This window comes from Pseudoalteromonas sp. Z1A2, from assembly GCF_011378755.1.
Lineage (GTDB): Bacteria > Pseudomonadota > Gammaproteobacteria > Enterobacterales > Alteromonadaceae > Pseudoalteromonas > Pseudoalteromonas distincta.
This window is the reverse complement of sequence record NZ_WTKX01000049.1, coordinates 1-12564: the sequence shown is the minus strand read 5'-3', so window position 1 is coordinate 12564 and position 12564 is coordinate 1. Positions and strand designations below refer to the sequence as shown.

Below are 12564 nucleotides of genomic sequence, written 5' to 3'. Positions count from 1 at the left end.
CTCGCTACCTAAGTAGGTTGGCTGTTAGAACTCAATCTGTACGAGTGCCCACACAGATGATTGCTTTATATTGTTAAAGAACGTTTTGATTCGCTTTAGCGTCTCAAGGGATGCGAATAATACACCCTTTATTTTTCGAGTCAACACTTTGTTTTAAACTTTCTTTTTAGAAGATTTAAAACCGAAGTTTTATTTAACTCTCTGAGTAGTTCGTGCCTCGCTATGCGTTGTCCGCTGCGCGTCGCCATATCCCGTCTCAGTGGGGTCGCATTATAGGGAGAACAGATTTTTACGCAAGCGTTTTATTGACAAAACTTTAAATAAAGCACTGTTCGCTGAGAATTTAAGCTAAACGCATTAAAAACACAACATAACCAGCATTTTATTAACATTTAACGCTTATTAAAGTGTTTGTTATGACCTGCGCTATCAAAAAAAAACTGTCTACAGACCTGCTATTAAGTCATTTAGCTAAAAGCTATAGTTAAAGCCCGCGTAAAAACGACGACCTGAGTAGCTAGTATTGAGTAATCGCGCATCGGTGTCATTTCCTAAACGCGTTACTGATTCAGATTTAGTTAAATTAATAACCGCTGCGTTAAGGCTAAGCCCGTCGTATAAATTTACAGATGCATTTACATCGATTTGTTCGTAAGGGTCTTGGTATACATTTAATCCGCTATTTAAACCGAGTACTGTTTCGCCGCGCTTATTATAAGAAGCACGTACATTAAAATAACCTCCTTCATAATAAACAGAGGTGTTGTACTGATACTTTGCACTACCTATTAAGGCCGACTGACCAAATTCTTCACCATTAATTGTTACATCTGCTTTATTGGTTTTGTTATAAGTGTAATTTGCGTAAAAGCCAAAACCACTATCAAAGGCATGCTGAATAAATACTTCCGCGCCTTTTGATACTGCATCGGTGCCATTACCTACAGTGCTGTAAGGGGCTATATTAATAGTCCCTGCATCCACTATATTATTTTTACCAGCAAAGTTTTGCTCTACGTCGATCACCAGTGGCACAACAAAGTTATCTACTTTCTTATGAAAAAGTGCCAACCCAACAGCAGAACCCTCACTGTAATAATACTCAATAGATAAATCGGCTTGAACTGATTCAAATGGTTTCAAGTTTTTATTACCGCCACCACCGCTAAAACCTGGCTGTTCATTAAATGCAGCTCTATCATCTGCCCATTCATCCGATACAAATGTAATACGCTGCTGCGCACCTAAATCGCTGTAATCAGGACGAGACATTACTTTTGCGATTGCCCCACGAATAACTAAATCGTCGGTTGCATCCCACGCTATATTAAAGCTTGGCAAAACTTGAGTGTCTTTGTTTTGCTGAGTGACTAATTGATAGTCTTCTACAAAACGAGCGTCACCTGTTACTGGCTCACCTGTTTCATCATTTGTGTGATCTAATTGGTAGGTATATAAGTCAGTAGATGAAGTAAGTGTTTTTGTTTGCACAACACGCACACCCAAATTACCTCTGACTTCACTAAATTCAAAATCACCTTGTATATAAAAAGCCGATATTTTTTCTTCTATATCGTAAACAAAATTATCTTCAATGCGCGTATAAGGTACATAACTAGCAGTGACCATATCGCGGTATTTATTCCAGTCGATACTTGGCATTTGGTTTATATCAAAACCACCTGCAATATTATTCTCACTAGTAAATACATTTTGAGCTAATGGCATTCCACCATTCCACTGGTAGCTGTCAAAACGGGTAATACCTTGCTCACTTGCTTCCCCTGCAGCAATATCAAAATTTGGATCTAAAAAGAAGGTGTTGCCGGTTTCACGGTGAAGAGTTGAATTGCGGTATTTAGCACCGGTTTTAATTGTTTTTAAAAAGCCCCAATCAACATAAAAATCCACATCAGCTTGGTAGTAATCTTCTTCTAGCTCACTGCGTACAAAGCTTGAGTTTGAAGAGCCCGCATCACGACCACCTCCAACTCCATTTTGTAAATTAACTAATGTGTTAGGGTCGATATTAAGTGACACATTATTTTGATTGAGCGACCAGCCAGCCGTTTGAGCTGCGTTTTGAATAGTGGCTGCGTTTTCGCCCGCGTTAGAACTTTTATACGCCGCTTCCCAGCTTTCTTCTGGGCCGCCCTCTGATTGTGTATTACCAATTACAAAGCGCGCTTTAAAATTATCACCTTCATAGGTTAAATTAAAATCAAAGGTATGGGAGGTAGATTCCTCACGTACGTAGCTGCCACGCATCCACGGAAATTGCATATCATTTTCGACACCACTTGCCATTGCATCGTATTGCATACCAGTAACAATAGTGCCCGACTCATCAAGATTTACATCCGTCAAAAAATCAGGATTTAAAGACCACTCTGGTATATCAATCACAGATTCTGTTCTGTCTTGCCCAAGTGTAAAACCAAAATAATTAAAGCCAAGCTCTAAACGATTTGTTGGTCGCCACTGGGAACTAAATTGAATCCCTTCGCGCTCACGTTTTTCGTTAAGAACAGAACCTCGAACAACTTGCGGAAACCAAACGCCATCGTAACTGTTGCCGTTTGCATCATTAATAGTATCCCAACCGTTATTGTTATCAACTGTATTACCATGTATATCTGTTGCTTGCCCAGTGCCAGTATAGCGCCATACATTAGCATCAGTACCGCCCGAAAGCGTTCTGTTTGTCCGTTCCTGATAGGTATAGCCAACTAATACACCAAAGTTTTCGTTGTCATTTTTCCATGAATATAAACCCGTAAACTGCGGTTCGTACTCTTTTGTAACATCAGCGTAAGTACTCTCTACATTAAATACACCTGAGTTTGCATCCATACTCAGAGGTTTTCGGCTATGCATTAATACAGTACCACCAACCCCACCTTCATCTAAGCGTGCTTCTGGCGATTTATAAACCTCTACGCTTTCAATCATTGAAGACGGTAACAAAGCATAATCAAACGAACGCGAAGGCTCCCCCGGGGAAGACGCAATAAAATTACCATTAAGTTGTGTAAAGGTAAGTTCTGACGATAAACCACGAATACTAACCGATGAACCTTCCCCGCCGTCACGCTCAATTACCACACCGGGTACACGCTGAAGTGAGTCTGCAACGTTTTTATCAGGGAACTTTCCAATGTCTTCCGCGGTAATGGCATCAACTACAGATTCCGACATACGTTTTACATCTAAGTTTTCGGCCATACTTGAACGGATACCACGTACTTCTATTACTTCCATATCTTCTTTATTATTAGTTATATCTGCGTAAGCTTTATTGCTGAAGCCTATTGCCGATAAAATAGAAATACAGAGTGTTGATTTGAATAGTTTGGGTGAAGCGTGTAGTGAGTTATTATTGTAGTTAAGTGCTGTCATGAAGAGTTCTATTCCATTGAAAACTGCTTATATTGATTCAAGCAAGTTAATTAATCATTTTGCTGCAATAAATTGACGAAAATATAAAATTTTTTGCCAATTTTATACAACCAAACTTAATCTTTTATTAACGGGAGCTTAAAATTAAATTAATCGCTTTGATAAATGATTACCTGTTTATAATTAACTTAAATTCAGAATAGTAAATCAATTTTAAGCACTAACCGACTGAAATATCTAGTTATTTAAATAAATACAGTTACATGAAGATATGCTGTGAGGATCTATTTTTTTAAAGTTAAGTGGCTCTTCTAAAAAACATAGACTAAGGTTAATTAAAAATTTTACTGTAAAAATATCAGATATCCAACCTCTAAATGGTTAGCTTTAATTATTACCAACATTCGGCTATATACTAAAAAAATCACTAAAGATAGCTCTTTTTTGTATCGCTATTTATTCAATGCTTTGTTTCCAATACTCAACTATTTGAATAAATATCCCTAAAAACTTTAATAGGAGCCTATTTATGAAAAGTAATATTAAACTGATCATCACTGCGTGTTTTTTCATTTGGTTTATTGGTGATAGTAACGCCAACAATGCAAAGTCTAACTTTGATCTAGACGGCAATGGTTTATATGATGACTTTGAACGCAATTTACTGCTTGATTTTCTCGGAAACCAGTACCCTGAAATCAAAGCTGATTACGACACTAATAATGATGGCAAAGTCACGGTGCTAGAGCAAACCACTGGTCGACTCCCACTATCGCTACGTATTCCGAAACGCGCAATTGATAGCACAATCAAAGTTACGTGGGCTTTAAACCTTTTTCCTGAGTGGCTTATGTCTGCTTATTTTCAAGAAGACACTGAAATAGGTAATGTAATAAATCATTCTTCGCGCGGGACAATTACAGCGAATGCAACACAAGCAAAGCTCTCCCTTCAACCATCCAAAACAAGAAAAAATAATGGTGTTGAATTTGCGGAGAACTCTGGGCAATATTTAATAATGCCAGGTCAGCGCGATGCTAGGTGGAATTACAGATGGATGCTTTTTACGTTTAGGATCGATGCTAATACAGGTGATAATGCTGAAACGATTTTATTAGATATTAACCATGGAGAAGGTTCAAATAAGTCATCTCCTAAAATCTGGTATAACAAAACAAACGGTCTAAGTATTCAGTATGTCGGTCTTAATAATAATGGTCTTGATAAACGGATTATGACAACTAAAAATGACGTGATTGCAGATGGTAAAACATGGAATGTTATTGTTGCTGGGATCCGCTATGGTCAAATGTTTGCCTCAGTAAATGGAACACCAATCTCTAGCGAAGCAATCCAACCTGATCGCTTTTCAGGCGAATGGATTAGCAATACTTCCTCATACATTGGCGATAAGGATATTGGTAATATGGCTTGGGCATATGATTCACTAGTCTTTGGTTTGACAGAACCATCAGAAGCAATGGTTCAAAAAATGACTGGCTGGGCGGCTTATCGTCTAAGTACGAATCAATCGTTATTTAGTAACGGAATATCTTCAATTGATCTGCCAAACGAACACCCATATAAAAATATTAGACCTACAATGGATGCTGAAGACTTCCCTTATCGCTATATTCATAATGAAAAAGAATGGACAGCTTGGGGGAGCTCTATTGATAGAGCTGAAGTGCGCATTAATGGTGGTGGAGAACGTGTACCTACAGACGACTTTGAAAGAGTATTTTATGATGACTTTCGTAATAACCGAGTAAAAGCGAGTTTTAGTGGTGAATCTGACCTTTGGTCTGCCCCTGGGTTTAATCCGGCAGTTGGAGCGAGCGCTCAGCTGATGCCTCCTAGTGAAACATTTAATGTTTATCCCCACAATAAAGATGAAAAAAAGCAATCTCTTTTACTACGAAAACAAAACGAAAGATGGAAAGCGAGTGCTTTTTATAGCGTGAATGATCTTGGGCATGGCTATACTTGGACTGGGCCAAAAATTTTTCGAATTCGTAGTATGCTTCCTAAAATAGACAAAAATGATTTGCCTGGAGGGTTATTTCCAGCATTTTGGTCTTATAATCCTGATTTTTTGTTTTGGCGAACAGCAAACCGCATCGAAGTAGATTGGTTTGAATTCGATGGAAAAAATGGAGCTTGGTTAAACGGACTTTCTTCTCATTACCACTATGCTCACGTACCAAACATATTTGCAAAAGATGACTCTAGTTATAAAAGTTACAAAGCATATTGGGGGGAACTGACGGAGCAAAAAAGCAAAATTGAAGGTGGTCTTGAATTTTGGGATGGACAATACCATACCTGGGAATTTGTTATTGATAATGACATGACTTATATAAATGTGACTATTAAAGATGAAGCTGGGAATGATAGGTGGGTTGAAGTTGGTCGTGTGCCAACCGCACCAACTTATCTTGAAAGGCTTGATTTGCAACTTGACTATGCGCTTAGGTCTTACGATGGCAATCCGACGAGCGATCAAGAAAGCTTCACCATAGATTCTATTGAAGTACTACAAAAAACATCAGACATAATAAATATCCCAAAACCATTTGTCAGTAAGCCAATTATTACAGGGGAAAAAGCTGTTGGTGAAACAATAACTTGCCAAGCTAATTTACAAGATATTACAGATATTCGTTATTATTGGTTTGCTGATGGTTATCCGTTAACATACAGAGCTACTAATACTTACGATATTACCAGTGAAGAGTCTGGGAAAGAAATTCGCTGTATGGTAAAAGCGGTTGGCGCACTTAACATGCCAGAAGCTTGGACAGAGAAAGTAGCTATAGCAGAACAATATAAATGACGTATGGGTTACAACGGAGCTTGTATATTTACTTACACAAAATAAATAGCTCCTTCAGTAAAATTTAACCATTAAAGAACTACCATTCTTTACTGGTTAAATTTTTCAAACTGGGGATAATTTAATCTTTGTAAAAAGTAAAAACCACCCCAAAAAAGCTTGTACCGCAGCTATTCGATATCTATATAGTTATAATTTTCTAATCATTTGCTTAAAGTACATATCCACGCTTGGCATCTTTAGTATTGTGCAAAAAAAGTACTTTACTGAAAATTAACTTATATGAGGTCAACAACCTACGAACTTTATACTACTTCTCTAATTTATTAATAACATCAGAGAGTTCTAAGAGTGTAGGCTTTCCACCATAATAATTGGTATCTATGTGATAGCTATTACCCACCCAAAAAGGCGCTTTAGTTGAGTTATGTCCATGTATTGAAAAGTCGACTCCATGACTTTTAACTACCTGATCTAGTTTAACTACTTCGCGATCCCACAATAAAGATTGCACAATTAGCGATTTATCATCAGGGTAATTTTCCCAATCCCACGATTGTGCAAATGTATGAGACAACCCAATTTTACAACCACGATACTCAAGTACTATTGAAAGCGGTTTAGTTAGTAACTCATCGCACATAACACTGAGCTTTTCACTTGATACCGACTTGTGCCAATTACCACCATTATCAGTCCATAATTTAAAAGCCGCTTTATCATTACTTAATAATGATTCCAACATTAAATGCTCATGATTACCTAATATCATACATGCCCTAATGGCTTGTAAGTATGTAAATAAGTCATATGTTTTATCCCCGCGATCAACAAAATCGCCTAGGCAAAACAAAGTATCTCTTTCAGGGTCAAAATTTACGTTATTAAGTGCGTTTTTTAAGGCAGGTAAATCACCATCAAGATCGCCAATTACAAATACTCGGCACTCATCATTAATAAATATTGTTCGTTTTGAAGATACAGCCTGAATAGCGTTAATACCTATATCCAAAATAGACTCCTATAGAATGCAATCTAAAACTTAGATTAATACTTGAGTTTATAAAGCCTTAAGGTAACACAATATAGTTGATAATTAATGAAGGTAATGAGATTTGATTGAAACTAAAAATGCATGACAGAGGACCTTAGCTACAACCTAAATAATTAATGTAAGTAGTGTTTTTAGCCTAAATTAAAAGCTGCTTAGCAAAATACCTGACGAGTTATTTGCCAGTTACCCGCACAAATTTTTCTGCTAGTTCGTCCAAAGTTTCACGCTTATTCGGATCGGGCTTTATGCAGTCAATAGGGCAAACACTTACGCAAGTAGGTTTATCATAATGCCCTACACACTCTGTACATTTGTTTGCATCTATTTGGTATATTTTAGCGCCCATATAAATAGCCTCATTAGGGCATTCTGGGTCACACATATCGCAGTTAATGCATTTACTATTTATGAGTAAAGCCACTTTCTAACCTTTAAAATTAAAGTTTATATAAAACAAAAAGATAAGTAAAAACAAAGGTGTGTGAAGGCTAACTTTTGTGCAGTTCTAGTTTAATAAAAAACCGCTATTTTTCATTAAATCGTAACACAAATTAGTAACACAAATTTTTATTTTTGGGTGTAAATTACAGCCGCGAATTATGCCTATTTTTCTCTGTTGCTTTGTTGATCTCAATCAATAAAAATCGCCGCAAGGCCTTTATTTATATAGGTTTAATCAAAGTGAAAAAATCATTATCAACGCTTACCAAAGCTCAATACACGAAAGCGAAACTAGAATGGAAGCAACTTAAATCGCCATTTTCTATGCAGCACATAAATCGCTGTGTTATTTTGGCCTCTCAAATCATCTTTTTTGAGGAAAAAGAAAAATTAAAACAAGAGGTTAAGAAGCAAGATACAAAGCGATTATCGAAATATGAGGCACAACACAATCTTCGTCTTATATTTACCCTATCTGGAACAGTCTCTTTTTACTCAGCTTTCCCTAAATCATCTGGCATAGCTAATACCAAGTTAGGTGAAGCACCTGAATTAACAATAGCAAAAGCGCGTAAGCTCACTGAACAAATGAAATATGGCATTTTAAATAATCATAATATTAAAACAGTGTTTGATGCTTATGAACAAAGCCTAATAGAGCGCCATAACAACGCACCCACCAAGTTTGCAGCTTCATCGCTCAGAACATATCAATGTAGAATAAAAAAGCTTAGACATCATTTTCCGCTTAAGCGTGCATTCCAGTCTCTTACAGCTGGAGAGTTAGAAAAGATTGTAGATTTAATTATCAAGACGGAGTCCAATAACCAGGCAATCGAGCTTTTTGCACAGATTAGAAGAGTATGGCGATTTGCCAAAAACAAATTTAACTCAGGTAAAAACCCAGCAGCTGATATCGATGACTTTTACGTATCTGACCGTGTAGAAAGCCCTCGTCCTTGCCAAGTTTATACAGACTTAGATTCGATAGCTGAATTATGGATAAACCTCGCAGCAGCCCCTAATGTGCATCAGAAAAATGCTGCTCGATTTATGATATTAACAGGCATACGCCCTATCAATATTCCACAAATGAAGTGGGAGTGGCTCAATAGTATCGACTTCCCAACATTAATTACCTTTCCGGCATCTGTTGTCGGAGTTCGTGGAGAAATGAAAAACCAAAAAGAATATAAGCTGCCCTTAACCAAAGCCATGCGCGCCATTATTTTAGAACAAAGAGCCTGGATGGAAAATGCGCTCCCTAACTGTAACCCTGTTCACATATTTCTTCAGCCTCGCGATCTTAACAAACCATTTGCTAAAAGGTCGCTGGACAAAATCATCAAAGATTACTCCCCTGTTGATGCAGTAAAAGGAGATAAAAGAAACATTGTAATGAAAGGATCTGCGGGTGCATTTTGCACAATGTGCCGAAGCTTTTTTAAATCCAACGCAAAAGCGATTATGGTTGCCAACGGCTATCATTTTAAACACGCAGAGGAACTCACCAGACTCGCGCTTCATCACCTCAGAAAAGAGGACGATCCAAACGGCTTGAATTATGATAAATCTGAAGAGCTATTTGGCACTTCAACAAAGCTCAAATTTAATGTATTCAAAATTCATGAAGCCAGTATTTTAAAAAGAGCGAAAGAACTCGAAAGCCAACAACTCAGACTTACAGGTATGCAAAGTAAACAAGCTAAAAACCTAAAAGAAAATAACGATAAAAAAGCCTTGAGAGATAGAATTAAAGCTCATTTAGTTCACAAAGGCAGTTATGTAAACTTCATTAATCAGCCACTTGGTGATACGGGCAGAGTAGCAAAAGATTTGATCTTAACCGAAGAAGGAAGAGCTGTCGTTGAGAGATATTTAAGTGACCAAGCCAAAGCAAAAAATAATTAAAAAAAGTTTAATTTGGACTTACCAAAGTTTTTGTAAAAAAAATTAATTTCATATCATTGCCTTATTAGAGCGATACCTCATCAATTATTTGATGATTTTAACTTTTTTAAGGTTTTTATATTAATGGCAACATCAGTATTAAATTCAGTAAAACCATGTGAGGTCACGATTAAAAGTCGTGACCTTTGCATGGCTGAATTTAATGCATTTAAGCCACCGTACAATGACGAGTCAATGGAAGAGCTAGCCAGTCTTGCGACTATTATATTGGCGCAAGAAAAAGGAAGAAGACTTTCAAAGTATCAACTTAAAGATCAAATAAGAATTGTCTTCCAGCATGATGGCATTATTAAATTTTTTACTCATTTTAAAAAAGAACATGGCATAAAAAATATCAAGCTTGGTGATTCTAATGATATGAGTTTTTCAGCAGCGAAATTAAAAGCGGCCGAAATATACAAAAAGAACACTTCTGATTACACATTCGAATTTGTAGTATGTAAACAAATAGAAAACTTACAGGCAATAAATAAACATAGCCCTAGCAAGTTAGCTGAAACCACAGTAACAACTTACAGCTCTTACCTTAATGCAATTCAAAATGCATTTGGTAAAAATACGTTATTTCAGACTATTACGCCTGAGATAATAGAAACCACGCTTGACCAACTACTAACAGAGAAAAGTGGTCCGCATGTGGCTAAGCAATTCGAGCAGATGAAAAAACTGTGGGTGTTCGCAAAAAATAAATATAATAACGGCGATAATCCATTCCTAGAAGTAGATAAAAATTATATATCTTCTCGAACGGCGAAGCCTATTCCTTGTAAGGCATATACTGATATATCTCTAATTTCTCAGCTATACATAAACCTAAAAACAGCTAAAAATAATACATTAATAAATGCTGTTCTGTTGATGATGTTTACAGGGCTAAGGCCTATAAATATTTGCAACCTACGTCTATCGTATATAAATGATTTAAATAATCCTAAATTTTTAACGTTTCCTGAAACAACCCATACCACTCGCGGTGCTATGAAAAACCAAAAAGAGTTTAAAATACAACTCACACCCGAGATGAAAAAAGCGATACAACAAGAATTAAAATTAAACCCAGACATAAACCGCACCTACTTATTTTGCAAGGTTAAAGACGACTCAAAACCCATTAGTAAAGAGAGTTTAAACCGAGCACTTAAGTATCATGCGCCAAAAGACATGGTCGTGGCCTCGCGAGATAACATAAATATAAAAGGCTCTGCCGGAGCATATCCAACACTACTTCGCAGCTTCTTAAAATCGCACATGAAAGAAGTGCTAACTAAAAAAATTGGGTCATCAACAATTGCTGAAATTGAGTCTAAAAAAATGCTCCATCACTCTGTTTTAGAGCACGATCCAATGAGTAAACATTATGACCACTCGAATAAAATATATAACACTGATATTAAAGCACTTTATAAAAACTTTTCCCTATTTGAGAAGGAAATACTTAAAGAAGTAAAAATACAGGCTAAGTTAAAAAACAAAACGACTAAAAAATCATTTTTAAAATTAGATTATTCAAATAATTTCATCGCCAAAGTCAAAAGCACAATAAGTGCTTATTCCACTATCTGGGGTAATATAGTTCAGCAAACCCAAAAGCTTAAAAAGAGCCGCCCTTTGCAAATATTAGAGTAGCGCTTACATATTGCAATACAACTTTTTCTTTGCTTACAAAACCTATAAAGAGCTTTTACTAGGTGGTGCAGATTGATTTCTTATAAAAGCAGGGATATCAAAAATATCAGATGCTTTTGGCTTAGTGGCGACTACTTTAGAGCTTGACTCATTTGTAGTGTCATCAAGCATTGATGCCTAGCCAGTAAATTAATTTGTGTGATTCATAGACATCATTTCACTTTTCGTAGTTGGAGATCACGCTGATAATTCGATAACTGAATGCGTTCATTTTCAGTTTCGTAGTTAGCGTGAACGTCTTCCCAAAGCGGTGTTTTTTCAAGCCGTTCACATACAACATCCATTGGAGTTTTACCTTTGAATGAGCCGTGAGCGCGTTGCCAATTGTAGTAATGCTGCCACTCAGGTAACGTTTCATTTTTGAGTTCGTCCAAATCCAAATTAACGGTCGAATAAAACTCTTCCTTATCAGTTCTTTGTGACCTTTCAACTTTGCCATTTAAGTGAGGAGAGCCTGGCTTATTGGGGCGAAATTTAATGCCATGCTCCATCAATTTGAGCTGTACTTTTTCAGCAAAAAACTCCGTTCCGCGATCAGTTTGAACTCGCTGTATCGGGAATGGCATTTCTTCTATTACCTTATCGATGAAGGTAAGAGTATTGGCTGCCGTTCTACGCTTAAAAACGTCCAACACGCGATATCTAGAGCAATCATCAACAGCAGTATATTGATAAATCCCTGGTGCAATTTTACATGTATCCATCTGAACTCGGTCACCAGGAATAGGTCTTTGGTATCGAATGAAGTCTTTTTTCTTCCGCTGAAAAACTATTGGTTTTACCTCATGTTTGGTCAGCACTTTGTGAATTGAAGCAAGCGATAGCTGAAAATTATGCTCGCGAAGAAGCTCATTTTGAATTCTTCTGGCACCAAGTTTTCTATTTTTTCTGAGTTTAAGAATCCACTCTTCAATTCGATTATTAATTTTAGTGTTTGGGGAGCTGTGCGGGCGTCTAGAAACGTCCTGTAGGCCGTCTAGTCCCTTCTCTTTGTATCGCTTATACCACTTTCGAAGAGTGGGCCTAGAAATTCCACACCGACGACAAACTAGGCCCGCATTATTAGTTTTTTCGTAAAGCTCAATCCATGCGTAATACCATGATGCCGATCGCTCAATACCATTCAAGCCGATCACTTTTTTGTCTGTCAGTAGACCTCAGTAAAATCTAACTTGAG

Annotated in this window: 8 protein-coding genes; 3 read left to right on the top strand and 5 right to left on the bottom strand. The window is 36.9% G+C overall.

Going from position 1 to position 12564, the window contains the following annotated elements:
• Nucleotides 1-471: 471 nt before the first annotated feature.
• On the bottom strand, nt 472-3399 hold the full coding sequence (locus GQR47_RS19770; protein ID WP_154904113.1) for a TonB-dependent receptor: 2928 nt from the start codon (nt 3397-3399) through the stop codon (nt 472-474).
• A gap of 529 nt (nt 3400-3928) precedes the next feature.
• Here GQR47_RS19770 and GQR47_RS19765 point away from each other — a divergent pair.
• A complete protein-coding gene (locus GQR47_RS19765) occupies nt 3929-6235 on the top strand; it encodes a hypothetical protein (RefSeq protein WP_024595041.1) in 2307 nt (768 codons plus the stop codon).
• A gap of 310 nt (nt 6236-6545) precedes the next feature.
• Here GQR47_RS19765 and GQR47_RS19760 read toward each other — a convergent pair whose 3' ends face one another.
• Together GQR47_RS19760 and GQR47_RS19755 are read right to left on the bottom strand one after the other, a co-directional pair.
• A complete protein-coding gene (locus GQR47_RS19760; protein WP_024595040.1) occupies nt 6546-7247 on the bottom strand; it encodes a metallophosphoesterase in 702 nt (233 codons plus the stop codon).
• Between the two features lie 214 nt (nt 7248-7461).
• Nucleotides 7462-7710, bottom strand: coding sequence for a YfhL family 4Fe-4S dicluster ferredoxin (locus tag GQR47_RS19755; protein WP_024595039.1), 249 nt, complete (start codon nt 7708-7710; stop codon nt 7462-7464).
• A gap of 260 nt (nt 7711-7970) precedes the next feature.
• Here GQR47_RS19755 and GQR47_RS19750 point away from each other — a divergent pair, with 260 nt between their 5' ends.
• Nucleotides 7971-9641 (top strand): hypothetical protein, encoded by a 1671-nt coding sequence (locus tag GQR47_RS19750; RefSeq protein ID WP_024595038.1) that lies wholly within the window; start codon nt 7971-7973, stop codon nt 9639-9641.
• Between the two features lie 123 nt (nt 9642-9764).
• Nucleotides 9765-11327 carry a tyrosine-type recombinase/integrase gene (locus GQR47_RS19745; RefSeq protein ID WP_024595037.1) on the top strand — a complete coding sequence of 521 codons (1563 nt, stop codon included), beginning with the start codon at nt 9765-9767 and terminating at the stop codon, nt 11325-11327.
• 42 nt (nt 11328-11369) lie between these two features.
• Here the strand turns inward: GQR47_RS19745 and GQR47_RS20610 are convergent, their stop codons facing one another.
• Entirely contained in the window at nt 11370-11498 is a 129-nt protein-coding gene (locus tag GQR47_RS20610) for a hypothetical protein (protein ID WP_261765748.1), read from the bottom strand.
• Nucleotides 11499-11539: 41 nt separating this feature from the next.
• Nucleotides 11540-12505 carry an IS481 family transposase gene (locus tag GQR47_RS19735; RefSeq protein WP_165724383.1) on the bottom strand — a complete coding sequence of 322 codons (966 nt, stop codon included), beginning with the start codon at nt 12503-12505 and terminating at the stop codon, nt 11540-11542.
• Between the last annotated feature and the right edge of the window lie 59 nt (nt 12506-12564).

What these genes read in the sequence shown, in the direction of transcription:
- GQR47_RS20610 (WP_261765748.1), bottom strand. Translation starts at nt 11,498, where the DNA reads ATGCTTGATGACACTACAAATGAGTCAAGCTCTAAAGTAGTCGCCACT.
- GQR47_RS19770 (WP_154904113.1), bottom strand. Translation starts at nt 3,399, where the DNA reads ATGACAGCACTTAACTACAATAATAACTCACTACACGCTTCACCCAAA.
- GQR47_RS19765 (WP_024595041.1), top strand. Translation starts at nt 3,929, where the DNA reads ATGAAAAGTAATATTAAACTGATCATCACTGCGTGTTTTTTCATTTGG.
- GQR47_RS19745 (WP_024595037.1), top strand. Translation starts at nt 9,765, where the DNA reads ATGGCAACATCAGTATTAAATTCAGTAAAACCATGTGAGGTCACGATT.